Source organism: Mesorhizobium sp. B1-1-8, assembly GCF_006442795.2.
GTDB lineage: Bacteria > Pseudomonadota > Alphaproteobacteria > Rhizobiales > Rhizobiaceae > Mesorhizobium.
The window spans coordinates 4,056,939-4,079,638 of record NZ_CP083956.1 but is presented as its reverse complement, the minus strand read 5'-3'; the positions used below and the strand labels follow the sequence as shown (position 1 = coordinate 4,079,638).

General features: G+C 62.2%; 27 protein-coding genes. 16 read left to right on the top strand and 11 right to left on the bottom strand.

Annotation, left to right across the window (positions count from 1 at the left end; all coding sequences use genetic code 11):
• Positions 1-117 precede the first annotated feature (117 nt).
• Positions 118-579 carry a preQ(1) synthase gene (queF, locus tag FJ974_RS19870; protein ID WP_140537824.1) on the bottom strand — a complete coding sequence of 154 codons (462 nt, stop codon included), beginning with the start codon at positions 577-579 and terminating at the stop codon, positions 118-120.
• A 60-nt stretch (positions 580-639) separates the two neighbouring features.
• Here queF and FJ974_RS19865 point away from each other — a divergent pair, with 60 nt between their 5' ends.
• Positions 640-2,685 carry an FAD-dependent oxidoreductase gene (locus FJ974_RS19865; protein ID WP_140537825.1) on the top strand — a complete coding sequence of 682 codons (2,046 nt, stop codon included), beginning with the start codon at positions 640-642 and terminating at the stop codon, positions 2,683-2,685.
• Between the two features lie 200 nt (positions 2,686-2,885).
• Here FJ974_RS19865 and FJ974_RS19860 read toward each other — a convergent pair whose 3' ends face one another.
• Positions 2,886-3,293, bottom strand: coding sequence for a hypothetical protein (locus tag FJ974_RS19860; RefSeq protein ID WP_140537827.1), 408 nt, complete (start codon positions 3,291-3,293; stop codon positions 2,886-2,888).
• Positions 3,294-3,453: 160 nt separating this feature from the next.
• On the opposite strand from FJ974_RS19860, the gene FJ974_RS19855 reads away from it, so the two are divergent.
• From FJ974_RS19855 to FJ974_RS19845, 3 genes are all read left to right on the top strand, one after another.
• Positions 3,454-3,885, top strand: coding sequence for a MarR family winged helix-turn-helix transcriptional regulator (locus FJ974_RS19855; RefSeq protein ID WP_140537828.1), 432 nt, complete (start codon positions 3,454-3,456; stop codon positions 3,883-3,885).
• 68 nt (positions 3,886-3,953) lie between these two features.
• Positions 3,954-4,196, top strand: coding sequence for a type II toxin-antitoxin system Phd/YefM family antitoxin (locus FJ974_RS19850; RefSeq protein ID WP_140537830.1), 243 nt, complete (start codon positions 3,954-3,956; stop codon positions 4,194-4,196).
• 17 nt (positions 4,197-4,213) lie between these two features.
• Positions 4,214-4,672, top strand: a complete 459-nt coding sequence (locus FJ974_RS19845; protein WP_140537831.1) for a type II toxin-antitoxin system VapC family toxin — start codon at positions 4,214-4,216, stop codon at positions 4,670-4,672.
• 109 nt (positions 4,673-4,781) lie between these two features.
• Here the strand turns inward: FJ974_RS19845 and FJ974_RS19840 are convergent, their stop codons facing one another.
• The gene (locus FJ974_RS19840) at positions 4,782-6,851 is read right to left on the bottom strand and encodes a putative bifunctional diguanylate cyclase/phosphodiesterase (RefSeq protein WP_140537833.1); all 2,070 of its coding nucleotides are present in this window, start codon (positions 6,849-6,851) and stop codon (positions 4,782-4,784) included.
• A gap of 301 nt (positions 6,852-7,152) precedes the next feature.
• Between FJ974_RS19840 and FJ974_RS19835 the strand changes: the two genes are divergently transcribed.
• From FJ974_RS19835 to tdh, 3 genes are read left to right on the top strand one after another with little or no spacing between them, the layout of a single operon-like run.
• The gene (locus FJ974_RS19835) at positions 7,153-8,340 is read left to right on the top strand and encodes a glycine C-acetyltransferase (RefSeq protein WP_140537834.1); all 1,188 of its coding nucleotides are present in this window, start codon (positions 7,153-7,155) and stop codon (positions 8,338-8,340) included.
• A gap of 27 nt (positions 8,341-8,367) precedes the next feature.
• Positions 8,368-8,811: an SRPBCC family protein gene (locus FJ974_RS19830; protein ID WP_140537836.1), complete on the top strand. Its 444-nt coding sequence runs from the start codon at positions 8,368-8,370 to the stop codon at positions 8,809-8,811.
• A 46-nt stretch (positions 8,812-8,857) separates the two neighbouring features.
• Positions 8,858-9,892 (top strand): L-threonine 3-dehydrogenase, encoded by a 1,035-nt coding sequence (tdh, locus tag FJ974_RS19825; protein WP_140537837.1) that lies wholly within the window; start codon positions 8,858-8,860, stop codon positions 9,890-9,892.
• A gap of 198 nt (positions 9,893-10,090) precedes the next feature.
• On the opposite strand, the gene FJ974_RS19820 is transcribed toward tdh, so the two are convergent.
• Complete coding sequence (locus FJ974_RS19820) at positions 10,091-10,540, bottom strand: MarR family winged helix-turn-helix transcriptional regulator (protein WP_140537839.1); 450 nt, start codon at positions 10,538-10,540, stop codon at positions 10,091-10,093.
• Between the two features lie 86 nt (positions 10,541-10,626).
• Here FJ974_RS19820 and hmgA point away from each other — a divergent pair, with 86 nt between their 5' ends.
• The 6 genes from hmgA (at position 10,627) to FJ974_RS19790 (ending at position 15,051) form a co-directional block, all read left to right on the top strand.
• Complete coding sequence (hmgA, locus tag FJ974_RS19815) at positions 10,627-11,940, top strand: homogentisate 1,2-dioxygenase (protein ID WP_140537840.1); 1,314 nt, start codon at positions 10,627-10,629, stop codon at positions 11,938-11,940.
• On the top strand, positions 11,937-12,836 hold the full coding sequence (locus tag FJ974_RS19810) for an MBL fold metallo-hydrolase (protein ID WP_140537842.1): 900 nt from the start codon (positions 11,937-11,939) through the stop codon (positions 12,834-12,836). The genes hmgA and FJ974_RS19810 overlap by 4 nt, the downstream gene beginning before the upstream one ends.
• Entirely contained in the window at positions 12,833-13,846 is a 1,014-nt protein-coding gene (locus FJ974_RS19805; protein WP_140537844.1) for a fumarylacetoacetate hydrolase family protein, read from the top strand. The genes FJ974_RS19810 and FJ974_RS19805 overlap by 4 nt, the downstream gene beginning before the upstream one ends.
• A gap of 25 nt (positions 13,847-13,871) precedes the next feature.
• Positions 13,872-14,408, top strand: coding sequence for a DinB family protein (locus FJ974_RS19800; RefSeq protein WP_140537845.1), 537 nt, complete (start codon positions 13,872-13,874; stop codon positions 14,406-14,408).
• Between the two features lie 72 nt (positions 14,409-14,480).
• The gene (locus FJ974_RS19795) at positions 14,481-14,738 is read left to right on the top strand and encodes a BrnT family toxin (protein WP_140537847.1); all 258 of its coding nucleotides are present in this window, start codon (positions 14,481-14,483) and stop codon (positions 14,736-14,738) included.
• Positions 14,725-15,051 carry a BrnA antitoxin family protein gene (locus FJ974_RS19790; protein ID WP_140537848.1) on the top strand — a complete coding sequence of 109 codons (327 nt, stop codon included), beginning with the start codon at positions 14,725-14,727 and terminating at the stop codon, positions 15,049-15,051. The genes FJ974_RS19795 and FJ974_RS19790 overlap by 14 nt, the downstream gene beginning before the upstream one ends.
• Positions 15,052-15,088: 37 nt before the next feature.
• Here the strand turns inward: FJ974_RS19790 and FJ974_RS19785 are convergent, their stop codons facing one another.
• The 3 genes from FJ974_RS19785 to hppD form a co-directional block, all read right to left on the bottom strand.
• Entirely contained in the window at positions 15,089-15,445 is a 357-nt protein-coding gene (locus FJ974_RS19785; RefSeq protein WP_226891303.1) for a type II toxin-antitoxin system VapC family toxin, read from the bottom strand.
• Positions 15,442-15,669: a type II toxin-antitoxin system Phd/YefM family antitoxin gene (locus tag FJ974_RS19780; RefSeq protein ID WP_140537850.1), complete on the bottom strand. Its 228-nt coding sequence runs from the start codon at positions 15,667-15,669 to the stop codon at positions 15,442-15,444. Before FJ974_RS19780 ends, FJ974_RS19785 begins: the two co-directional genes overlap by 4 nt.
• 63 nt (positions 15,670-15,732) lie before the next feature.
• Positions 15,733-16,848, bottom strand: a complete 1,116-nt coding sequence (hppD, locus tag FJ974_RS19775; protein WP_140537851.1) for a 4-hydroxyphenylpyruvate dioxygenase — start codon at positions 16,846-16,848, stop codon at positions 15,733-15,735.
• 138 nt (positions 16,849-16,986) lie between these two features.
• On the opposite strand from hppD, the gene FJ974_RS19770 reads away from it, so the two are divergent.
• Positions 16,987-17,454, top strand: a complete 468-nt coding sequence (locus tag FJ974_RS19770; RefSeq protein ID WP_140537852.1) for an Lrp/AsnC family transcriptional regulator — start codon at positions 16,987-16,989, stop codon at positions 17,452-17,454.
• Positions 17,455-17,608: 154 nt separating this feature from the next.
• Here the strand turns inward: FJ974_RS19770 and FJ974_RS19765 are convergent, their stop codons facing one another.
• From FJ974_RS19765 to aztA, 4 genes are all read right to left on the bottom strand, one after another.
• Complete coding sequence (locus tag FJ974_RS19765; RefSeq protein ID WP_140537854.1) at positions 17,609-17,947, bottom strand: TIGR01244 family sulfur transferase; 339 nt, start codon at positions 17,945-17,947, stop codon at positions 17,609-17,611.
• 147 nt (positions 17,948-18,094) lie between these two features.
• A complete protein-coding gene (gene aztC / locus FJ974_RS19760; RefSeq protein WP_140537855.1) occupies positions 18,095-19,036 on the bottom strand; it encodes a zinc ABC transporter substrate-binding protein AztC in 942 nt (313 codons plus the stop codon).
• 22 nt (positions 19,037-19,058) lie between these two features.
• Positions 19,059-19,934, bottom strand: coding sequence for a zinc ABC transporter permease AztB (gene aztB / locus FJ974_RS19755; protein WP_140537857.1), 876 nt, complete (start codon positions 19,932-19,934; stop codon positions 19,059-19,061).
• Complete coding sequence (aztA, locus tag FJ974_RS19750; protein ID WP_140537858.1) at positions 19,934-20,737, bottom strand: zinc ABC transporter ATP-binding protein AztA; 804 nt, start codon at positions 20,735-20,737, stop codon at positions 19,934-19,936. The genes aztB and aztA overlap by 1 nt, the downstream gene beginning before the upstream one ends.
• 229 nt (positions 20,738-20,966) lie before the next feature.
• On the opposite strand from aztA, the gene FJ974_RS19745 reads away from it, so the two are divergent.
• Complete coding sequence (locus FJ974_RS19745; protein ID WP_140537860.1) at positions 20,967-21,311, top strand: RidA family protein; 345 nt, start codon at positions 20,967-20,969, stop codon at positions 21,309-21,311.
• 140 nt (positions 21,312-21,451) lie between these two features.
• Entirely contained in the window at positions 21,452-22,615 is a 1,164-nt protein-coding gene (locus tag FJ974_RS19740; RefSeq protein WP_140539332.1) for an IS4 family transposase, read from the top strand.
• The last annotated feature ends 85 nt before the right edge of the window (positions 22,616-22,700 follow it).

The window sequence follows — 22,700 nt, the reverse complement described above, 5'->3', positions numbered from 1 at the left end:
CGATCTCCTACGTTGCAGGATAAGCGGGGCGCCGAAGCTGCCAATCTCCCCCCTTGTGGGGGAGATGTCCGGCAGGACAGAGGGGGGCGCTGTCCCGCCAGCCCTTCGCAACAAATTTCAGCCCCGTCCGCGATAGGGCGCAACGCCGGTATCGGGCAGCCAGACGTCTTTGGGCGGCGCGCCGGTCTGCCAGAAAACGTCGATCGGGATGCCGCCGCGCGGGAACCAATAGCCGCCGACGCGCAGCCACAGCGGCTTGGTCGCTTCGACGATGCGGCGGCCGATCATCACCGTGCACTCCTCGTGGAAGGCGCCGTGATTGCGAAACGAGGTCATGAACAGCTTCAGCGACTTCGATTCCACCAGCATCGCATCCGGCGCGTAGTCGATGACGATGTGGGCGAAGTCGGGCTGGCCGGTGACCGGGCAGAGCGAGGTGAATTCCGGACAGGTGAAGCGCACGATCGCCGGCGGCCCGTCGCCGCGCGAAAACGGCACGGTCTCCAGGACCGCCTGTTCAGGGCTTCGAGGCGTCTCGACGTGCCCGCCGAGCTGGGTGAGGTTTTTAGTATCGGTCATGAGCAAAGCCTTCTTTGTTTTTTGCGGCTCATTAGCACAATTTGAAACGGCAGGAAGATGATGACCAGCAACGACCCGCTTCTCCAACCCTATCAGCTCAAGCACCTGACGCTGAAGAACCGGGTGATGTCGACCAGCCATGAGCCGGCCTATTCGGAGGACGGCATGCCGAAGGAGCGCTACCGACTCTACCATGCCGAGAAGGCCAAGGGCGGCATGGCGCTGACCATGACGGCGGGCTCGGCGATCGTCTCGCGCGACAGCCCGGCCGCCTTCGGCAATCTGCATGTCTATGACGACCGCATCGTGCCCTGGCTCGCCGAACTGGCCGATGCCTGCCACGAGCATGACTGCAAGGTGATGATCCAGATCACCCATCTCGGCCGCCGCACCGGTTGGAACAAGGCCGACTGGCTGCCGGTGCTGTCGGCCTCGCCCGTGCGCGAGCCGGCGCATCGCTCCTTTCCAAAAACTATCGAGGACTGGGATATCGAGCGCATCGTCGCCGACTATGCTTCCGCCGCCCAGCGCTGCCAGGCGGCCGGCCTCGACGGCATCGAGTTCGAGTCCTACGGTCATCTGATGGACGGTTTCTGGTCGCCGGCCACCAACCATCGCGACGACGAATACGGCGGCTCGCTCGACAACCGGCTGCGCTTCACCAACATGGTGCTCGATGCCGTGCGTGCGGCCGTCGGCGAAAACTTTGTCGTCGGCATCCGCATGGTCGCCGACGAGGATCTCGAAAAGGGGCTGTCGAAGGACGAAGGCATCGAGATCGCCAGGCGGCTCGCCGCCTCCGGCAAGGTCGATTTCCTCAACATCATCCGCGGCTCGATCGAAACCGACGCGGCGCTGACCAGGGTCATTCCGGTGACCGGCATGCGCTCCTCGCCGCATCTCGATTTCGCCGGCGAGGTGAGGGCGGCGACCAAATTCCCGACTTTCCATGCGGCGCGCATTTCCGACGTCGCCACGGCACGCCACGCCATCGCCGCCGGCAAGCTCGACATGGTCGGCATGACGCGCGCCCACATCGCCGACCCGTATATCATCCGGAAGGTAATGGAAGGCCGCGAGCACGAGATCCGGCCTTGCGTCGGCGCCACTTATTGCCTCGACCGCATCTATGAAGGCGGCGAGGCGCTGTGCGTCCATAACGCCGCGACGGGGCGCGAGGCGACCATTCCGCATATCATCGCGAAAAGCGAAGGGCCGAGGAAGAAAGTCGTGGTTGTGGGCGCAGGCGCCGGCGGCCTTGAAGCGGCCCGTGTCGCCGCCGAGCGCGGCCATCAGGTGACGGTGCTGGAAGCGTCGAGCCAGGCTGGCGGGCAGGTGCGGCTGGCGACGCAGAACCCGCGCCGCAAGGAGTTGATCGGCATCATAGATTGGCGGCTGGCGGAGCTCGACAGGCTGGGCGTCGAGATCCGTTACGACACATGGGCCGAGAAGGACGACGTGCTGGCGCTGTCGCCGGACGTGGTGGTTATCGCTACCGGCGGCTTGCCGCAAAACCCGCCGCTGGCGGCGGGCGACAACCTCGTTACCTCGAGCTGGGACATCATGGCGGGCAGCGTCAAGCCGGCCGAGAACGTGCTGCTTTACGACGACAATGGCGGCCATCAGGGCATGGGCGCGGCCGAGTTGATCGCCAACAGCGGTTCGAAACTCGAATTAGTCTCGCCGGAACGCTTCTTCGCGCCGGAAATGGGCGGCATGAACCACGTGCCCTACATGCGCGCCTTCCACGAAAAGGGCGTCACCATCACCATCAACACCCGCCTGCGTTCGGTGCGCCGCGAGGGCAACCAGCTCATCGCCGAGTTGGCGTCCGATTTCGCCGATGGCTGGCGCGGCGAACGGCGCGTCGACCAGGTGGTGGTCGAGCATGGCACCGCTCCGCTCGACGAACTCTACCTGTCGCTGAAGCAGCTGTCGAAAAATGCCGGCGCGGTCGACTACGAGCGGCTCGTGAGCGGCGGCGATATATTTCCATCGCGCAATCCGCAAGGCGGCTTCGTGGTCTTCCGCATCGGCGATGCGGTCGCCTCCCGCAACATCCACGCCGCCATCTATGACGGCATCCGGTTCGGAATACGCATCTGACGCATGGAACATAGTCCCGAAAAGTGGAAACCGGTTTTCGGAAAAGATCCTGCTCAAAAAGGATAGAGGCTGTTCCATGCCGATTTTGGTCGGGATGGAGTAGGTCTATTGTGGCGCGCAACCGACCTCCGCAAGGAGAGCCACCTGCCGCTTTGGTCCGTTGCGCGCCGCGCCCGGTCGGTTTCGCCGGCCGTGCGATGTCAAAACAGCTTGGCGGTCGCCATGCAAAACACGGTGATGACCAGCAGCCCGCCGGCGATGCGTTCGCCTCTGGTCATTTTTGCGCGCAGCTGGGTTTGCGTCCCCGCGTCGGCGCCGGCGAGCTGCCTGCTGGCGGAGCCGACAAGCGCACCCTGCACGCCGGCGGCGATCAGTGCCGTTACGATGCCGAGTGCCAGCACCTTTTCCATCGAGCCGAAGGCACCCTCATGGAAAAAATACCACAGCAGCAAGCCGGTCAGAAAAGCCAGACCGGCCGCGCCCATTTGCGGCCGGAAGAACCGTTCCGCCCGAATGTCGGGGTCTCGCGCAACCGCGATTGTCGTGCCGGCCCAGAAGACGCCGGCCATGACATGCAGGCCGATGACGATGATGTAGACATATTGCATCACTGCATTCCTCTTTTTCGCCCGCCGCCAGCGTGTGTCGCCCGGGATTGAAACGAAACGGGCAACGCCATCATTTAGTCAAAATTAGATATCTAACGGTTAGAAGTCAATCCATGATGCGGAGTTTCGCCATTCATTTGCTTGCTCTAGTGTCGCGGCCATGACGCCGTTCGAGCGCCCGCCTGTCGGCATGAATCTCGCCCGCACCTCCAAGATCGTGGCGCAGGCCTTTGACGCTGCGATGGTCGAGGCCGGTGGAACGCTGCCGGTCTGGCTGACCTTGCTCTCGGTCAAGTCGAAGGAACTCGCCAACCAGCGCGAGCTTGCCGGCATGATCGGCATCCAGGGCGCGACGCTGACCCATCATCTCAATGCGATGGAGGCGCAAGGGTTGCTGACGCGCCGCCGTGACCCGGAAAACCGCAGGGTCCATCAGGTGGCGCTGACCGAGGCCGGCGAAGCGCTGTTCGAGAAATTGCGGATGGCAGCGCTGGCCTTCGACAAGCGCCTGCGGGCGGGCTTGCCAGACGACCGGCTGGCGGAATTTGCCAAGGTCTTGGCGGCGCTTCGCGCGAATGTTGGCAGCCTCTAAAAGATGCTATTGCTTCCGCGGACCGGCAATGCTATATGACCACTCTAGTCATATTGTAGAGTTCGGCTATGCGAGAGATTCAATTGAAGGATGCCAAAGCCACGCTTTCAGCGGTGGTCGACCAAGCGGTCGCCGGAGAACCAGCCGTCATCACGCGGCACGGTCGCAAGCAAGCTGTGATCCTGTCTTTCGAGGACTATGAGAGGCTATCTCGGGTGCCGAGCTTCGGGCGATTGCTGGCAGCGTTCCCTGGGACTGAGGATGACATTCCACCTCGTTCGCGCAAACCTGTACGCAAGGTTGACCTGTAGTACGGTCATTGCTTCCGATGTTCTTGCTGGACACAAATATCATCTCGGCGATGGCGCCGTCCAAAAAAAATGACCGGCGAGCCTTGGTGGATTGGCTGGATAATGCCAGCAACCATCTGTTCCTATCGGTGGTCACCGCATCCGAAATCACCTCTGGAATAGCGAAGGCCGAGCGCGAGGGCGCAACCAGCAAAACGGCTCTGCTGCGCCAATGGTGGCAGGCAATTGAGTATCTTTACAACGAAAGGATACTACCATTTGATCTGCGTGCCGCGCACGCAGCCGGCTCAATTCTCGATCGAGCCAGGGCGCATCGGCCGGGCTTTGAGGATATAGCGATTGCTGCAACGGCTGAAGTCCACGGTTTGATAATACTGACGGACAACGAGCGCCACTTTGCGCCTCTAGGCGTGCCCATGCTCAATCCGCTGAAGGTATTGCCGGCTCTGCCGGTTGAGCAACCGCCTCAGTCATAGCCCGGAAGGGTGCCGAAGGCGTAGTGACGCAGTCTGAGCGCCGCGATCAGCGCCGTTATCCTGCCATCGAAGGCGCCCGCACGGGCGCATCAAGTTTGCTGACGATACGCTACGCCAAATTACCCTGCAGCACCTTCAGCTTCGCCCTTTTCGGGCTGCGCGCCAGCAGCCATTCGCGCGCTTTGTCCTGCGGCATCGGGAAGGCGATGGAATAGCCCTGCACCTGGTCGCAGCCGATCGCCATCAGCGAATCGAGCTCGGCTTCGGTCTCAGCACCCTCGGCGACGATCGAAATGCCGAGGCCACGAGCGAGCTCGGTGATGGCGCGCACGATCTTGGTGTTGTCGCCGTTCTCGTTGATGTTCTGGACGAAGCGCCGGTCGATCTTCAGCCGGTCGATCTCATTCGGATTGACGTGGCTGAGCGAGGCGTAGCCGGTGCCGAAATCGTCGAGTTCGAGATGAACGCCGGCGGCGCGGATGTGCCTGAGCTTGGCGGCGATGCCGGTCTTCTCGTCGTCGAGGATGACGGATTCGACGATTTCCAGCGCCAGCTTCTGCGGTGCCAGCCCCGCCCGCTCCAGCGTCAAGAACAGGAATTTGTCGAAATCCGGCTCGCGCAGTTCGGTGCCCGAGACGTTGACGGCGAGGCGCCCGAACTCGATGCCGGCGCGGTTCCATTCGGCTGCTTCGTTGATCGCCTTGGCGATGACGATGCGGCCGATATCCGGCATGAAGCCGCATTTCTCGGCGACCGGGATGAATTCGCCGGGCGAGATCATGCCGCGCCCGGCATGCTTCCAGCGCACCAGCGCCTCGATGCCGCTGATCTTGCCGCTGGTGAGCGACACCTGCGGCTGGAAGTAAACGTCGAAGGCCTTTTCGGCAATTGCGGTGCGAATGTCCTGCTCGAGCTGCTTGCGGTAGTCGAGTTCGCGCCGCAGTTCCTCGGAGAAGAAGGAGAAGCTGCCGCCGCCCATCTTCTTGGCGGAGTAGAGCGCCAGATCGGCATGGACGAGAAGATCCTGCGCGTTGTCGGCGTCGACCGGGTAGACGGCGATGCCGGCGCTGGCGCCGGGCATGATGGTCGTGCCCTGGAAAGCGATCGGCTCGTTGACCTGGTACATGATGCGCTTGGCCAGCGCATGAATATCCTCGGTGCTGCCGGCGCCGTTGAGTATCATGACGAACTCGTCGCCGCCGAGCCGGGCGCAGAGGTCGGATGCGCGGCAGGAATCGCGCATCCGCTGCGCGGTGACCACCAGCACATAGTCGCCGGCGGCATGCCCCAGCGTGTCGTTGATCTGCTTGAAGCGGTCGAGATCGAGCTGGATCACCGCCAGCCGCTCGCGGCGACGCTGCGCGCCCTTGATCAGCGTATCGAAATGATCGGTGAGGAACGTGCGATTGTGCAGGCCGGTCAGGCCGTCATGCACGGCGATGAAGGCCATCGAATTGCGGGCGTCGACCAGTTCATGCGTCTTGCGCAGGATGGCGTTGGACATCGGCCGGAAGATGAACAGCGCCACCAGAATGATGACGCCGATGGTGGCGTAGAACAGCGTTCGGTGCAGATCGAGCACCTTGCTCGACCGCTCGTCGGCGTAGGCGCTGATGCGCTGCCCGAGCGCGGCATAGCCGGACATGGTGGCATTGGCGACGGAGGCGTCGAGACCGACGCGCTCGCCGCCGCCCTTGTAGCCGTCGCTTTGCATGCCGAGCGAGGATTCGAAGGACGAGACCAGCCTTTCGCCATTGTCGACGAGGCCGACCGAGAAATAGTCGAGGTGGAACGGCTTGTTGAACAGTACGTATTCGATCGATTTCGGGTCGTTGCGCGCCGGCGACAGCGGATCGGCGCCCGTCTGCTCGAGCAGCCTGTCATAATTGGTCTCGAACTCGCCCGTTGCCTGCTTGAGCGCGGTGACCAGCGCTGGTTGCTTGTCGCGCGAGGCCGCACCGGTGGCGCTGGCCAGGAAGACGATACGCTGCGACAGCGCCTTCTGCGTCGAGACGATGTCGAGCAGCGCGTCGTTGCGCTGCTGTTGGGCCATCAGCTGCTGCAAAAGGATGAATGAGGCTATCACCATGGCAGCGATGATCGTCAGCGCCAGCCAGTAGCCGCTCTTGATCAGCAGAGTCAGCTTGCGCGAAACACTGTGCACTGGCTGCTGCGACATAACTGGATGACCCCTCCGGCCCGGCGGATTCCTGCCATGGATGCGTGGCGGGTAAACGCTTGCCTTGAAATGGTTAACAGCTTGGCAAGCAGGCGCGGAGCCGACCTAGGTAGAGCTACAAAGCTCTTAAGATGGTTATCATGTCGTTTCGTGCCTGGCTTGCTTTTGAGCGCATCGTCATCCGGCTGTCGTGATCGATTGCCATCAGGCTTTCGCAACGCCACCGAAGCCGTCGTTTTTGCGATGGATTTTTCTTGACCGCGGCGCGACAGTCCGGTCTCGAACCGAACAGGGCCGGACCATGAGCGCAGCATTTCTTTCCCACGTCGACAACGAGCTTGCCGGCCTGAAATCGGCCGGACTCTACAAGTCCGAACGGGTCATCAGTTCCATGCAGTCGGCCGAGATCGAGGTCGGCGGCCAGAAGGTGCTGAATTTCTGCGCCAACAATTATCTCGGCCTCGCCGACAGCCCCGATTTGCGCGAGGCGGCGAAACAGGCGCTCGACCGCTACGGCTATGGCATGGCCTCGGTGCGTTTCATCTGCGGCACGCAGGAAGAGCACAAACAGCTCGAGGCCACGATCTCGTCCTTCCTCGGCATGGACGACACCATCCTCTACGGCTCCTGCTTCGACGCCAATGGCGGCCTGTTCGAGACATTGCTCGGCGAGGAGGACGCCGTCATCTCGGATGCGCTGAACCATGCCTCGATCATTGACGGTGTGCGGCTGTCGAAGGCCAGGCGCTTCCGCTACGCCAACAACGACATGGCCGATCTGGAAGCCCGGCTGAAGGAAGCGAAGGACTGCCGCTTCCGGCTGATCGCCACCGACGGCGTTTTCTCGATGGACGGCATCATCGCCAATCTTGAGGGGGTCTGCGACCTCGCCCAGAAATACGATGCCATGGTCATGGTCGACGACAGCCATGCGGTGGGCTTCGTCGGCAGGAACGGCCGCGGTTCGCCCGAGCATTGCGGCGTCGAGGGCAGGGTGGACATCATCACCGGCACGCTCGGCAAGGCGCTCGGCGGCGCTTCAGGCGGCTACACGTCCGGCAAGAAACAGGTGGTCGACTGGCTGCGCCAGCGCTCGCGGCCCTATCTCTTCTCCAACACGCTGATGCCGGCGATCGCCGGCGGTTCGCTGAAAGTCTTCGAACTGATCCGCCATGGCGGTGCGCTGCGCGAGCGCCTATATGCCAATGCGCAACGCTTCCGGTCCGAGATGGGCAAGCTCGGCTTTACGCTTGCCGGGGCGGATCACCCGATCATCCCGGTGATGCTGGGCGACGCAGCACTCGCGCAGGAGATGGCGGCGCGCATGCTGAAACGGGGCATCTATGTCATCGGCTTCTCCTTCCCGGTGGTGCCGAAGGGCCAGGCGCGCATCCGTACGCAGATGTCGGCGGCGCATTCCAGCGCCGATATCGACCGCGCCGTGGCGGCGTTTGGGGACGTGGGAAAGGAATTGGGTGTCATCGCTTGACCCTGAGGGGGAGAATGGAAGTCTATCATGGCGATCGATGTGACGAGCGAGATCGAGATCGCCAGGCCGCGTGCGGTGGTCGCCGGCTTTTCCGCCGATCCGGACAATGTCCCGCGCTGGTACGTCAACATCGATTCGGTGGAGTGGAAGACGCCTCGACCGGCCAGGGTGGGATCGAGAATTGGGTTCGTGGCGCGGTTTCTCGGAAGGCGGCTTGTTTACACCTACGAGATCGTGGAGTTGGTGCCTGGCGAGAAACTCGTGATGCGAACCGCTGAAGGGCCGTTTCCCATGGAAACGGGCTATGCGTGGCGGGACGCCGGCGAAGGCCGCACCCATATGACGCTCCGAAACCGCGGGACGCCGACCGGCTTTTCCCGTCTGATGGCCCCGTTCATGGCCTTGGCCGTTCGGCGCTCGACAGATCGGGATCTGCTGCGGCTGAAGACCATTCTGGAGGCGACGGGCTGATGCTTCCGATCCGTCAAGATAGAGAAGATTTTTTGGAGAGCGTCCAATGTCCAACATGATGAAGGCGCTGGTGAAGGCCAAGGCCGAGCCTGGCATCTGGATGGAAGAGGTGCCGGTGCCGGAAATCGGCCCCAACGACGTGCTGATCAAGGTCAGGAAGACCGCGATCTGCGGCACCGACGTCCACATCTACAATTGGGACCAGTGGGCGCAGAAGACAGTGCCGGTACCGATGGTGACAGGGCACGAATTCGTCGGCACGGTCGCCGATTTCGGCGCCGCGGTCACCGAATACAAGGTCGGCCAGCGGGTCTCGGGCGAAGGCCACATCGTCTGCGGCCATTGCCGCAACTGCCGCGCGGGCAGGGGGCATCTCTGCCGCAACACGCTCGGCGTCGGCGTCAACCGTCCCGGCGCCTTCGGCGAGTATCTGGCGATCCCGCAGCATAATGTCGTGCCGATCCCCGACGACGTGCCGGACGAGATCGCCGCCATCTTCGATCCTCTGGGCAATGCCGTCCACACGGCATTATCCTTCGATCTGGTCGGCGAGGACGTTCTGGTCACCGGCGCCGGCCCGATCGGCATCATGGGCGCGCTGGTGGCGCAGTGCGTCGGCGCAAGAAAGGTCGTCATCACGGACATCAACCCGGTCAGGCTGGAACTGGCCAGGAAGCTCGGTGTCCAGCACGTCGTCGACGCCTCGAAGGAAAAGCTGCGCGATGTCATGCCGGCGCTCGGCATGACAGAGGGCTTCGACGTCGGGCTGGAAATGTCGGGCGCAGCACCCGCCTTCCGCGACATGATCGACACCATGAACAATGGCGGCAAGATTGCCATCCTCGGCATCGCGCCCACCGGCTTCGAGATCGACTGGAACAAGGTCATCTTCAAGATGCTGCATCTCAAGGGCATTTACGGCCGCGAGATGTTCGAGACCTGGTACAAGATGATCGCTTTGGTGCAGGGGCCGCTGGATGTTTCGGGGCTGATCACACATCGGATTGGGATCGACGATTTCCAGGCAGGGTTCGATGCAATGCGGAGCGGCAGTTCGGGCAAGGTGGTGATGGATTGGTAGGCCCTGAGGAGAAGTCGAGTTCCTTCGCCCCCTCTCTGTCCTGCCGGACATCTCCCCCTCAAGGGGGGAGATTGGCCGTCACGCCGGCCTTCGCCAATCGCAGACGTTGCAAGATGAGCGCCGTCGCCAAAGCTGCCGATCTCCCCCCTTGAGGGGGAGATGTCCGGCAGGACAGAGAGGGGGGCCTCGCGCCAACGTCTATTTCCGGTCCGATACCAGACTGGTCTCCAGCGCAGCCACACCTTTCGCAACCGCCGCGCGCTCCTCCGCGCTCAGCCTCTCCAGCAACTCCGTTTCAAACGCTTTCGCCAGCGGCACCATCTCCCGATAGGCGGCAAGCCCGGCCTTGGTCAGCGCCAGATGCTCCACACGGCGGTCATTCTCGTCCGGCGTCCGTATCAACCACCGCCGCCGCTCCAGCTCGGCCACCGCGCGCGACACCTTGGTCTTGTGCATCGCCGATTGCTCGCCAAGCTCCGTCGCCGTCATCGAGCCGCGCTGGCCGAGGCCTGAAAGCGTGCGCCATTCCGGCCGCGTCAGGCCGTGGCGATCCTTGTAGATTTTGGAGAATTCGCGGCTGATGCTGTCGGCGAGGCGATAGAGCCGATAGGGCAGGAAGCTTTCCAGTTCGAGGATTTCCGGTTCCATGGCTAAAACATCCGGGCATTGCGGATTGATAGTTACATTTTCGATGGTTACAAATGAAACTGGTTTGGTCAATCCGGGAGGAACCGATGGCCCTTTCCTACATGCCGGGTTTCGGCAACGATTTCGAGACCGAGACGCTGCCCGGCTCGCTGCCGCAGGGGCGCAATTCGCCGCAGCGGCCGGCCTACGGCCTCTATGCCGAGCAGCTGTCCGGCTCGCCCTTCACCGCGCCGCGCGGCACTAACGAACGCTCCTGGCTCTACCGCATCCGACCGAGTGTGCGGCATACCGGCCGCTTCAAGGCGGCGAGCTATCCGCTGTGGAAGACCGCGCCCAATCTCGGCGACCACGAACTGGCGCTCGGCCAGTATCGCTGGAACCCGGTGCCGATGCCGAGCGAGCCGACCGACTTCATTTCCGGCATGCGCACCATGACCACCGCCGGCGATGCATTGGGGCAAAGCGGCATGGCGGCGCATGTCTATGTCGCCAACCGCTCCATGGTCGACGACCATTTCTTCAATGCCGACGGCGAATTGCTGGTCGTGCCGCAGGTCGGGGCGCTGCGCCTCGTCACCGAGATGGGCGTCATCGAGCTTCGGCCCGGCGAGATCACGGTGCTGCCGCGCGGCCTCGTCTTCAAGGTCGAGCTCGCCGACAGTGAAGTGCGCGGCTATGTCTGCGAGAATTACGGCGCCAAGCTCACCATGCCCGACCGTGGCCCGATCGGCGCCAACTGCCTGGCCAATCCGCGCGACTTCAAGACGCCCTGCGCCTGGTTCGAGGAGAAGGAGACGCCGTGCCGGCTGATCGTCAAATGGTGCGGCTCCTTCCATGTCACCGAGATTGGCCACTCGCCGCTGGACGTTGTCGCCTGGCACGGCAACTACGCGCCCTATAAATATGATCTTGCGACTTTTTCGCCGGTCGGCGCCATCCTGTTCGACCATCCCGATCCGTCGATCTTCACCGTGCTGACGGCGCCGAGCGGCGAGGAAGGCACCGCCAACATTGACTTCGTCATCTTCCCGCCGCGCTGGCTGGTGGCGGAGGATACGTTCCGGCCGCCATGGTACCACCGCAACATCATGAGCGAATTCATGGGCCTGATCCACGGCCAGTACGACGCCAAGGAGGAAGGTTTTGTCCCCGGCGGCATCAGCCTTCACAACCAGATGCTGGCGCATGGGCCGGATGCGACAGGTTTTGAGAAAGCCACCCGCGCGGACTTGAAACCGGTCAAGCTCGACAACACCATGGCCTTCATGTTCGAGACGCGTTTTCCTCAGATGCTGACCCGCTACGCCGCCGAGATCGACACCAGACAGGACAATTACATCGACTGCTGGGCCGACCTGAAGAAACGCTTCAACGGCACGCCCGAGGGCGACTGGTCTTGAGCGCCGTAAAAGCGGATCGGCTGGTGCTTCTGGGCTCCAAGGGCGGCCCGGCGTTGCGGCCGGGTGGTGCTTGGCCGACGTCCTCACTGCTGGAGCTTGGTGGACGAACCATTGTTGTCGATTGCGGGCTTGGCGTCGCGCGCGGCCTAGTCGATGCCGGCATGAGCCTGAAGGAGCTCGACCTCATCTTCATCACGCATCTCCATTCCGACCATGTGCTGGAACTCGGGCCGCTGATCCACACTGCCTGGACCGCTGGTCTGGCGACGCCGGTAACCGTTTACGGCCCGCCCGGCACCAACCACTGCTGGCAGCTTTTCTGCCAGGCGATGGAGTTCGACATCGAAATCCGCATCGTCGACGAAGGGCGGCCGGATATCCGCGATCTCGTCTCTGTCGAGGAATTTGGCGAGGGATCGGTCTTGGATCAACGCGGCCTGACGGTGACGGCGTTGCGTGTCGACCATCCGCCGGTGACCGACTGCTTTGCGCTGCGCTTCGAGCATGGCGCCAGGAGCGTTGTGTTCTCCGCCGACACGGCCTTCTTTCCGCCGCTGGCCGAGTTTGGCAGGGATGCCGACATCCTCGTCCACGAAGCCATGCTGGAAGACGGCGTGGAACGGCTGGTCGCCAGGACCGGCAACGGCGCGCGGCTGCGCGAGCATCTGTTCGCCAGCCATAGCTTAGCCGAGGACGCAGGCCGCATCGCCCATGATGCCCGCGTCGGCCGACTGGTGCTCAACCATCTCATTCCCGCTGATGATCCAGCGATCGGCGAGGCCGACTGGACAGCCGCCGTCAGGAAAACTTGGACCGGCGACTTGACGATTGCCCGCGACGGCCTTGTTGTGGGGCTAAGCAGCAAGAAGGCTGCGCGAGGAGAGGGAATCGAATGAAACTTGCCACATTGAAGAACGGGACGCGCGACGGGAAGTTGGTCGTCGTCTCGCGCGACCTGACGCGCTACACCGATGCCTCCTTCCTGGTGCCGACGCTGCAGTCGGCGCTCGACAATTGGCAGCGCATCGCTCCGCATCTTGCCGCCATGGCGGAATCGCTGGAGAACAATGCGGTGCCTTCAGCGCGCTTCCACGAGCACGACGCCCATTCGCCGCTGCCGCGCGCCTATCAATGGGCCGACGGCTCGGCCTATGTGAACCACGTCGAGCTGGTGCGGAAGGCGCGCGGCGCCGAAATGCCGGCGAGTTTCTGGACCGATCCGCTGATCTACCAGGGCGGTTCAGACTCCTTCATTCCGCCGCGCGATCCGATCCGCGTAGCCAACGAGGCCTTCGGCGTCGACATGGAAGCGGAAGTCGCCGTGATCGTCGACGACGTGCCGATGGGTGCGGGGGTCGAACAGGCGAGAGATGCGATCCGCCTCGTCATGCTGGTCAACGATGTGACGTTGCGCGCCATCACCGGGCCGGAGCTCGCCAAGGGCTTCGGCTTCTTCCAGTCGAAACCGTCGTCGGCCTTTTCGCCGGTCGCGGCGACGCCGGACGAGCTGGGCGATGCCTGGGATGGCGGCAAGGTCAGCCTGCCGCTGCTTGCCGATCTCAACGGCAAACCGTTCGGCCGCGCCAATGCCGGTATCGACATGACCTTCGATTTCCCGGCGCTGATCGCGCATGCCGCGAAAACGCGGCCGCTCGCCGCCGGCACCATCATCGGCTCGGGCACCGTCTCCAACAAGCTGGACGGCAGGCCGGGCGAGCCGGTCGCGGCGGGCGGGGCCGGCTATTCCTGCATCGCCGAACTGCGCATGATCGAGACCATCGAGAGCGGCGAGCCGAAGACGCCGTTTCTGCGTTTCGGCGACACGGTGCGCATCGAAATGAAGGACAAAACCGGCCATTCGATCTTCGGCGCCATCGAGCAGACGGTCGAGAGATACGACGGGTGAGCGCGGGCACGAGGAGCCTGGAACGATGACCCTGCTCGAGCATCTGCGACGCATGGCGCGCAACAATCTCTGGTCGAACGACCGGCTCTACCGCGCCGTGCTCGCGCTGCAGCCCGGCGAGTTCGAGGCCGAGCGCACCAGTTTCTTTCCCTCGATCAGGGAAACGCTGAACCACATCCTTGCGGTCGACCATCTCTATCTCGATTTCCTGGAGCAGGGCGGTATCGGCGCCGCCGCCTATGACAATTTCGTGCCGTTCGATAATGCCGCGAGTCTGGCAGAAGCGCAGGCCGATTTCGATCGCAGGCTGATCACCTTCTGTGACGGTTTGTATGAAGCCGATCTCGACCGCCGCGTCATCACCGACCGGCGCGAGGACGGCACGATCCCGGAGAGGATCGGCGACATCCTGGCGCACGTCTTTCTGCACGACATCCACCATCGCGGCCAGGTGCATGCGATGCTTTCGAGTACGTCGATCGCGCCACCGCAATTGGATGAGTTCCTGCTCGACTACGATTTGAAGCTGAGGCGAGTGGAGGTGGAGCGGCTGGGGCTGTAAGTGAGAATGCTTCATGAATTATCGTAGTTACGAAAAATTATTGACTTAGTTACTGTAGGTACATAAATTCCGATGAAGATCGTTTGGGATGAGCCGAAGCGGCTGGCCAACATCGATAAACACGGCTTGGATTTCGCGGCGTTGGATGAAGAGTTCTTCCTTGCGTCGACGATTCGGGCGGCCAAGGCCGGTCGCTTCATGGCGATTGGTCGGGTAGCTGGCGGCGTTGTTGCGGTGGTCTTTGCCCGGCTTGGCTCGGAAGGCTTTTCGATGATTTCGATGCGTCCGGCCAACCAGGCGGAAAGGAGATTGTTCGATGGCAAAACCTAAGCTGAACGTTACGACACCTGACAAGGAGTTCCAGCCAGGCAGAGGCTTCACGAAGGAAGATTGGGACGCCGTTTCCGACAATCCCGAGTGGACCGAGGAGGATTTTCGAAACGCCCGTCCCTTCACCGAGGTTTTTCCCGATCTTGCCGAAAGCATTCGCCGCTCGCGCGGCCGGCCGGCGCTCGACAATCCGAAGAAGCAGGTGACACTTCGTCTCGACAGCGACGTGGTCGCCCGCTTTCGCGCCGGCGGGCCAGGTTGGCAGAGCCGGATCAACGATATCCTGCGCAAGGCTGCCGGTCTTCAAAAATAGCCGGTCGAATGACTGGAGAGGTCAGGCCAGCGCGACGTCATAGGCTGAAAAATGGCGATCCGCCGTGACCAGCGTCAGGCCTTCGATCTGAGCCTGTGCAATGAGGACGATCGAAGGGGTCACGATGATGAAGCGGCAGATGCTCAAGCCTCGCAGCGTGTAGTTCGTTCACGCTGAGTATTGGAATCCCATTCGACCGCAAGATTTCGACGACATCGCCAGTGAGCGCGATTTTGCCGAGCGATTTCTTGATGGCGATCTCTGCCACGGAAATGGCACTGACGGTCACATCCTCGCCCGCAAGAAAGATGTCGCGATGATGATCTGACAGACGTGAATCCGCGTTGAGCACCCAAAGCAAAATATGCGTGTCGACCAGATATTTGCGGCTCACTTAATGTACTCGTCCCATTCAGGACCGAGTTCATCAAAATCATCCGATATCCAAATTTGGCCCTTCAGGGCTCCAAACAGGCCCTTGCTCCCGCCAGGCCGGGCAGGGGCGCTCAAGGTCGCAACAACCTCACCGTGCCGGGTCAGATGGATCTCTTCCCCAGCCTGGGCGCGCTTCACCAACTCAGAAAGCTTGGCCTTCGCTTTCGCGATCGGAACATTCATTATCAAATCTCTTATGACCAGAATTTAGGTCATAATCGGTCGAGCTACAAGTAAGTTCGATACCTACGCCGCCTTGCCGCCCAGCTTGATCACGCCGCGCTTGATCTGGTCCTGCTCGATCGATTCGAACAGCGCGCGGAAATTGCCCTCGCCAAAACCTTCGTCGCCCTTCCTCTGGATGAATTCGAAGAAGATCGGCCCGATCACGGTTCTCGAAAAAATCTGCAGCAGGATCTTGGTCATGCCGCCGTCGACCACGCCCTCGCCGTCGATCAGGATGCCGTGCTTCTTCATCCTTTCGATCGGCTCGTCATGGCCGGTAACGCGCTCATGCGACATCTCGTAATACGTATCGGGCGGGCCAGGCATGAACTTCAGCCCATTGGCGGCAAGCTTGTCGGTGGCCTCGTAGATGGCGTCGGTGCCCACCGCGATGTGCTGGATGCCTTCGCCGTTATACTTCTTCAGGTACTCGGCGATCTGGCTGGTCTCGTCCTTGGATTCGTTGAGCGGAATGCGGATCTTGCCGCAAGGCGAAGTGATCGCGCGGCTGACCAGGCCGGTGATCTTGCCGTCGATGTCGAAGTAATGGATCTGCTTGAAGCCGAACAGGTCGCGATAAAAATCCCACCACTTGTCCATGTTGCCGCGATAGACATTATGGGTGAGGTGGTCGAGATAATAGAAACCGACGCCTTCGGGCTTTGGGTCGCGTTCGCCCAGCCACTCGAACTCGGCATCATAGGCCGAACCCTTTTCGCCATAGGCCTCGATGAAATAGAGCAGCGAGCCGCCGATGCCGACGATGGCCGGCACGTCGAGCGCCTTGTCGGTGCCTGCATAAGGCGTGGCGCCTTTCGACACGGCGTGGTCGAAGGCGTGTTTCGCGTCCACCACACGCCACGCCATCGAGGCGGCGCACGGGCCATGCTTTTCGACAAATTTCATCGCATGCGAGCCGGGCTCGGCATTGACGACATAGTTGATGTCGCCCTGGCGCCAGACGGTGATGTTCTTCGAGCGGTGCCTGGCCACCACGACATAGCCCATCCGAGTGAAAAGCTCGGCGAGTTTTTCAGGCTCGGAATGCGCAAACTCGACGAATTCGAAGCCGTCGGTGCCGGCGGGGTTTTTCTTGCTGATCTTGGCGGGCGGTGCGTCGTGCGGGAAGGGGCCCATGGCAGTTCTCCGAAAGCTGTTGCGGCCATTCCAGGCCATCTTCACTCATCATAACGCGGCAACGCCGCACGGTGCTTGCATTCAAACGCTTGAAGTGCTCTTCTCGTGCGCAAAATACGCACGATTTGAGCAAAATTCATGGATGACGCGCGCCTTGATCAATTTGACCGCAAGATATTGGCGCTGCTGCAGGACGATGCGCGGTTTACCAACAACGACCTGTCGGAGCGGGTGAACCTGTCGCCATCGCAATGCTCGCGCCGCCGCTTGAGACTGGAGGAGGATGGCTACATCAAGGGCTATCGCGCCGTGCTCGACCGCGATCGGCTAGGCTTTTCGCTGGTCAACGTCATCTCGGTCACATTGGCCACCCACAACCGCGACAATGCCCGCCGCTTCGGCGAGCTGGTGGCGCGGCTGCCCGAGGTGCAGGAGGCGCATGCACTGACCGGGGAGATGGATTACATCCTGAAAGTGGTGACGCCCGATCTCAAATCGCTATCGGAGTTCGTCAACGGCGTGCTGCTGCCGCATGAATCCGTGCAGCATGTGAAGACGGCGATCGTGCTGGAAACGCTCAAGGAAACCGGCGCGCTGCCGATTTAAGGTGCGCCGATATTCAGGTGATGCCGGCCTGCAAATGGCGGCTTCCTGCGCTTCCGGTGCTCACGTACTTAAGTACGCTCCGCTCCGGTTCTCGGAAACCACCATTTTCGGCTCGGCCTGACCTGAATCTCAACACACCTTAATGCTGGAGAGCTCAGCCCCGCTGCTGCTGGATCAGCCCGTAGAGATTGGTGCAGCGCGCGCCTGAGCGGCAATAGGCGAACACCGGCCCCTCGAGTTGGTCAAGCGCTTCCGCCTGGTCCTCGACATTGTCCATGGTGATCTGGCCGCTGATCACCGGAATATAACGGAAGGCGAGGCCGGCCGCTTCCGCTGCCGACTTGACGCTTTCTGCCGAAGGCTGGCCGGGCTGCTCATCGTCCGGCCGGTTGCAGATCACGCTTCTGAAGCCGGCGTCCTTGATGGCGGAGATGTCGTCCGGGTGGATCTGCCCGGAGACCGAATAGTCCTCGCTGATCTGGCGGTATTCCATGGTGCTGACCTCGCAATCTATCTGGGGCAGTCTTGCCACTCCAGGGCATGGGCGGCAATCCATGCCGCCGCAATTCCCTGCCAAATAGCGATGCCGGACCGGAAAATCCAACCGGGCCAATCCACGCCCGGTTGGATGCATGCCGGCTCAGCTGCCGAGGATGGCGCCCTTTATCTGCGTGATGTTGTTGTGCATCATATCGATATAGGTCGAAGCCGGGCCGTCGGGCTGCGACAGCGCATCCGAATAAAGCGTGCCGCCGACCTTGATGCCGGTCTCGCTGGCGATCTGCTCGATCAGCCGGGGATTGGTGATGTTTTCGACGAAGATCGCCGCCGCCTTGTCATGCTTGACCTGCTCGACCAGCTTGGCGACGTCGGCGGCCGACGGCTCGGCGTCCGTTGAGACACCCTGCGGCGCGAGGAACGTCAGCCCGTATTCGTGCTCGAAATAGCCGAAGGCGTCGTGCGAGGTGATGACGACGCGCTTCTCCGGCGGGATCGACTGGATCGCCGCCTTCACCTCGCCTTCGAGTGTGTCGAGCTTCTGCGAATAAGCAGCGGCGTTGGCCTTGTAGCTATCGCAGCCCGCGGCATCGGCCGCGCAGAATGCCTCGGCGATATTCTTCACATAGATCCTGGCGTTGGCGATCGACTGGAAGGCATGCGGGTCGGTGACGGTCTTGCCGCCGCCGGTGCCGGCGCCTTCGGCCGCGTCGGCATCGGCGAATTCCGGCTTGAAGTCGATCGGCGTCACGCCCCTGGTCAAGGTGACGATTGAGGCCTTGGTGGCGCTGGCCTCGATGAGGCGCTGCAAAAAGCCTTCGAAATGCAGGCCGTTGACCAGCACCAGGTCGGCGCCGGCCATCGCCACCGCATCGGCTGGGCTCGGTTCATAGACATGCGCGTCGCCGTCGGGCCCGACTATGGTGGTGATGTTGACGCGGTCGCCGCCGACATTTTTCGCGAAATCGGCAATGACCGTGAAGCTGGCGACCACCTTGAGCGGCGCCGCAAAGGCCGAGGTCGAGGCAAAAGCGCTTAATGTTATAACGCTCACAGCCAGGGCAGCGCGGAAGGATTTCAGCATTGCGAAGTCTCCTTGGTTGGGATCAGGCGGTTCGGTGGCGGTGGTGCACGATGCGGGCGCGCAGCGCGCCGCGCGTGCCGAACAGGATCGAGCAGAAATAAACGACGCCGGCCGACAGGATGATGGCCGGACCCGAGGGCAACGACGCGTGATAGGAAAGCAGCAGCCCGGCAATGCAGGAAGCAAAACCGATCAGCACGGCCAGCACGCACATCGGCTCGACGCGGGCCGTCCAGAAGCGGGCGGCGGCGGCCGGCAGCATCATCAGCCCGACGGATAAAAGCGTACCCAGCGCCTGGAAGCCACCGACGAGGTTGAGCACGACGAGGCCGAGGAAGATGAAATGCACCGGGCTTCCCATGCGGCTGACCGAGCGCAGAAACAGCGGGTCGAGGCATTCGGCAACCAAAGCCCGCCAGAATATGGCAAGGCTGGCGAGCGTCACCACGACGATGCCGCCGATCAGGATGAGCGCCTCGTTGTTAAGCGCCAGCACCGTGCCGAACAGCACATGCATGAGGTCGACGCTGGAGCCGCGGATCGACACCATCAGCACGCCCACCGCCAGCGAGATCAGATAGAAGGCCGCCATCGAGGCGTCCTCGCGCTGGATGGTGAAGCGCGACACCGCGCCTGCGCCGAGCGCGACGATAATGCCGGCGATCAGCCCGCCGATGGTCATTGGCAGGATTTCGAGGCCGTAGAGCAGGAAGCCGGCGGCGGCACCCGGCAGGATCGCATGCGCCATCGCGTCACCCGACAGGCTCATGCGCCGCAGCATCAGGAAGACGCCGACCGGGCAGGCACCGAGCGACAGCATCAGCGAGCCGAACAGCGCCCGCTGCATGAAGGCGAAATCGGCGAAGGGGGCAATGAAGAGGCCGTAGAGGAAATCCATCACGCCGCCCTCGGTCCAGAGCCGTGGTGATGGTCGTGATCGTGATGCACGTCGTGACTATGGTCGTGCTCGTCGGGCTCGCACCACGGCGCGTTCTCTTCCCAGGCCTCGTGGAAGCGGCGAGCACGGAGAAGGTTCTCCGGCCGCAACGTCTCCCTGGTATCGCCCCACGCAACCGGCTGGCGGGCAAGCAGCAAGGTTTCGGGAAAATTCTGCCGCACCAGTTCGAGGTCGTGGACGACGACCATGATGGTGCGCTCCTCGCCGTGCCAGCGTTTTATAAGCTGGACGAGGTCGCCGACCGTTTTCGCGTCCACCGCATTGAACGGCTCGTCCAGCAGGATGAGGTCGGCGTCCTGCAAAAGCACGCGGGCAAACAGCGTGCGCTGCAGCTGCCCGCCGGACAGCGTGTCGATCGGCCGCGTCTCGAAACCGCCGAGGCCGACCGCCATCAGCGCCTTGCTGACGGATCGGCGATCTTCCTTTGTGTAGCGACCGAGCATGCCGCGCTTCGGCCACAGCCCGAGCGAGACCAGATCGACGACACGAGCAGGAAATGTGCGGTCGAGTTCCGACTGTTGCGGCAGGTAGGCGGTGCGCACGCCGGGTGCGCGGATCACCACGCCTTCCATCGGCTTCAAAACGCCGACAATACCCTTCATCAGCGTCGATTTGCCGGAGCCATTGGCGCCGACGACGGCGGTCAGCGAGCCTTTGCGAACGGTGCCGTTGAGGTGATGAATGGCGGGATGGCTGTTGTAGCCGAGCGTCAGGTCACGGAAGGTCAGGCAGGCAATTGTCATCAGACGTTCCCGGGCGGTCCGCGAGACCAAGAGGTCTGTCGATATGTGATGTTATTACATTAGTCAACATGACCGTCGGGCGGATTTGTGACGCGAGCGGTCAACTCGGCGTGTATGAGCAGAGGTGAAAACCGGACAATTGGCTCAATCGGTTTCGCCTTGGCCGGCTTGCCCGGGGCCGGCTCGGACTCTAAACAGGCGCGACCCTCAAAACGAAGGAACTTCTCAAATGAGCATTCGGCGCATCGATGTTGGCCCGCGCATGAGCCAGATCGTTATCCACGGCAACACCGTCTATCTGGCCGGCCAAGTCGGCGAGCCCGGCGGCAACGTCGCCTCGCAGACCCGCGACATCCTCAAGACCGTCGACGAATTGCTGGCCCAGGCCGGCACCGACAAGACCAAGATCGTGCAGGCGATCATCTGGCTGGCCGACATGGGCACCTTCGCCGAGATGAATTCGGAGTGGGACAAATGGGTGCCGAAGGGCCACACGCCCGCCCGCGCCACCGGCGAAGCCAAACTCGCCGCCCCGGAATATCTGGTCGAGATTATCATCACGGCGGCGATCTGAGGCGAGCATTATCTCCCCCTTTGAGGCAGGGCTGTCCGGGGAAAGTGTTTGGTGAATCGAAATGCCGCAGGCGCATGCCCCGTAAGACGGGGATTTTCCGTCTACCTTCTGGTTGTCGAGACTCAGAAAGGGGACGGGGCATGCGCTTTACGCCTAGCATTCTTGGCAAGCTGGTTGAACCGATCAATCGCCGCCGCTTCCAGACGATTGTGGATAGCCATGGCGGGGACGCCTACGACAAGTCGTTCAGAAGTTGGGACCATCTCATGGTGCTGATCTATGCCCAGCTCAGCGGTAGTGCGAGCCTTCGCAGCCTGGAAGCCGGCTGGAACGCCAACGGCCAGCATCATTACCATCTGGGCAGTGACGTGTTGCGGCGCTCGACCTTGTCGGATGCCGGCCGCAGGCGCCCCGTCGCCGTCTTTGCCGAGATCTTCGGCCTGCTCGCCAACCAACTCGACCGGCAGACACGCCGTGAGGGCACCGCTATGCTGCGGCTGATCGATTCCACACCGATCCCGCTCGGCAAGTTGTGCGGCTGGGCCAAGTCGAACGGTCGCATCCGCGGCATGAAGATGCACGTCGTCTATGATCCCAACGCCGATTGCCCGCGCATCCTCGACATCACCGATGCCAACGTCAACGATGCCCAGGTCGGCCGCACGATCGCCATCGAGAAGGGCGCGACCTATGTGTTCGACAAGGGTTATTGCCATTACGGCTGGTGGACGCAGATCGCCGCAGCCCAAGCTTTCTTCGTCACCCGACCCAAATCCAACATGGGGCTCGAGGTGCTCTCCGAACGTCCCGTCAAGGTCGCGCGGGGCGACGGCTTCACCGTTCTCGACGACGCTGAGGTGAGCCTTGCCGGCAAAACCCACTGCAAGCTGCCGATCAAATTGCGCCGCCTGATCGTCAAGCGCCAGGACGGCGACACCATCACGCTGCTGACCAACGATCTCAAGCGCCCGGCCGTTGAGATTGCCGCGCTCTATAAGGGCCGCTGGCAGATCGAACTCTTGTTCCGTTGGATCAAACAGCATCTCAAGATACGCAGGTTCCTCGGCAACAACGACAACGCCATCCGCCTGCAGCTCTTCGCCGCCATGATCGCCTATGCGCTGCTGCGCATCGCCGCCCGGACCTACCGCATCGCCATGCCCATCCTGCGCTTCACCGATCTGGTTAGCCAATGCCTGCTCGAGCGCCGAAGAATCGAGGCCATCAACAAGCCGCCTCCGATCAATTCGAGCCGCCGAAGGGATCGAACATCCCCAAACCAGTTGGGCTTCGATTATGAATAACTTTCCCCGGACAGCCCTGCCTTTGAGGGGGAGATGGCCGCGAAGCGGTCAGAGGGGGTCGGTCCGACTGGGCTCGGCGTCCTGC

What these genes read in the sequence shown, in the direction of transcription:
- tdh (WP_140537837.1), top strand. Translation starts at nt 8,858, where the DNA reads ATGTCCAACATGATGAAGGCGCTGGTGAAGGCCAAGGCCGAGCCTGGC.
- FJ974_RS19840 (WP_140537833.1), bottom strand. Translation starts at nt 6,851, where the DNA reads ATGTCGCAGCAGCCAGTGCACAGTGTTTCGCGCAAGCTGACTCTGCTG.
- FJ974_RS19800 (WP_140537845.1), top strand. Translation starts at nt 13,872, where the DNA reads ATGACCCTGCTCGAGCATCTGCGACGCATGGCGCGCAACAATCTCTGG.
- FJ974_RS19855 (WP_140537828.1), top strand. Translation starts at nt 3,454, where the DNA reads ATGACGCCGTTCGAGCGCCCGCCTGTCGGCATGAATCTCGCCCGCACC.
- hmgA (WP_140537840.1), top strand. Translation starts at nt 10,627, where the DNA reads ATGGCCCTTTCCTACATGCCGGGTTTCGGCAACGATTTCGAGACCGAG.
- FJ974_RS19740 (WP_140539332.1), top strand. Translation starts at nt 21,452, where the DNA reads ATGCGCTTTACGCCTAGCATTCTTGGCAAGCTGGTTGAACCGATCAAT.
- aztA (WP_140537858.1), bottom strand. Translation starts at nt 20,737, where the DNA reads ATGACAATTGCCTGCCTGACCTTCCGTGACCTGACGCTCGGCTACAAC.
- FJ974_RS19850 (WP_140537830.1), top strand. Translation starts at nt 3,954, where the DNA reads ATGCGAGAGATTCAATTGAAGGATGCCAAAGCCACGCTTTCAGCGGTG.
- FJ974_RS19820 (WP_140537839.1), bottom strand. Translation starts at nt 10,540, where the DNA reads ATGGAACCGGAAATCCTCGAACTGGAAAGCTTCCTGCCCTATCGGCTC.
- FJ974_RS19805 (WP_140537844.1), top strand. Translation starts at nt 12,833, where the DNA reads ATGAAACTTGCCACATTGAAGAACGGGACGCGCGACGGGAAGTTGGTC.
- FJ974_RS19830 (WP_140537836.1), top strand. Translation starts at nt 8,368, where the DNA reads ATGGCGATCGATGTGACGAGCGAGATCGAGATCGCCAGGCCGCGTGCG.
- aztC (WP_140537855.1), bottom strand. Translation starts at nt 19,036, where the DNA reads ATGCTGAAATCCTTCCGCGCTGCCCTGGCTGTGAGCGTTATAACATTA.
- FJ974_RS19765 (WP_140537854.1), bottom strand. Translation starts at nt 17,947, where the DNA reads ATGGAATACCGCCAGATCAGCGAGGACTATTCGGTCTCCGGGCAGATC.
- queF (WP_140537824.1), bottom strand. Translation starts at nt 579, where the DNA reads ATGACCGATACTAAAAACCTCACCCAGCTCGGCGGGCACGTCGAGACG.
- FJ974_RS19865 (WP_140537825.1), top strand. Translation starts at nt 640, where the DNA reads ATGACCAGCAACGACCCGCTTCTCCAACCCTATCAGCTCAAGCACCTG.
- FJ974_RS19860 (WP_140537827.1), bottom strand. Translation starts at nt 3,293, where the DNA reads ATGCAATATGTCTACATCATCGTCATCGGCCTGCATGTCATGGCCGGC.
- FJ974_RS19795 (WP_140537847.1), top strand. Translation starts at nt 14,481, where the DNA reads ATGAAGATCGTTTGGGATGAGCCGAAGCGGCTGGCCAACATCGATAAA.
- FJ974_RS19770 (WP_140537852.1), top strand. Translation starts at nt 16,987, where the DNA reads ATGGATGACGCGCGCCTTGATCAATTTGACCGCAAGATATTGGCGCTG.
- hppD (WP_140537851.1), bottom strand. Translation starts at nt 16,848, where the DNA reads ATGGGCCCCTTCCCGCACGACGCACCGCCCGCCAAGATCAGCAAGAAA.
- FJ974_RS19835 (WP_140537834.1), top strand. Translation starts at nt 7,153, where the DNA reads ATGAGCGCAGCATTTCTTTCCCACGTCGACAACGAGCTTGCCGGCCTG.
- FJ974_RS19845 (WP_140537831.1), top strand. Translation starts at nt 4,214, where the DNA reads ATGTTCTTGCTGGACACAAATATCATCTCGGCGATGGCGCCGTCCAAA.
- FJ974_RS19790 (WP_140537848.1), top strand. Translation starts at nt 14,725, where the DNA reads ATGGCAAAACCTAAGCTGAACGTTACGACACCTGACAAGGAGTTCCAG.
- aztB (WP_140537857.1), bottom strand. Translation starts at nt 19,934, where the DNA reads ATGGATTTCCTCTACGGCCTCTTCATTGCCCCCTTCGCCGATTTCGCC.
- FJ974_RS19780 (WP_140537850.1), bottom strand. Translation starts at nt 15,669, where the DNA reads ATGAATGTTCCGATCGCGAAAGCGAAGGCCAAGCTTTCTGAGTTGGTG.
- FJ974_RS19745 (WP_140537860.1), top strand. Translation starts at nt 20,967, where the DNA reads ATGAGCATTCGGCGCATCGATGTTGGCCCGCGCATGAGCCAGATCGTT.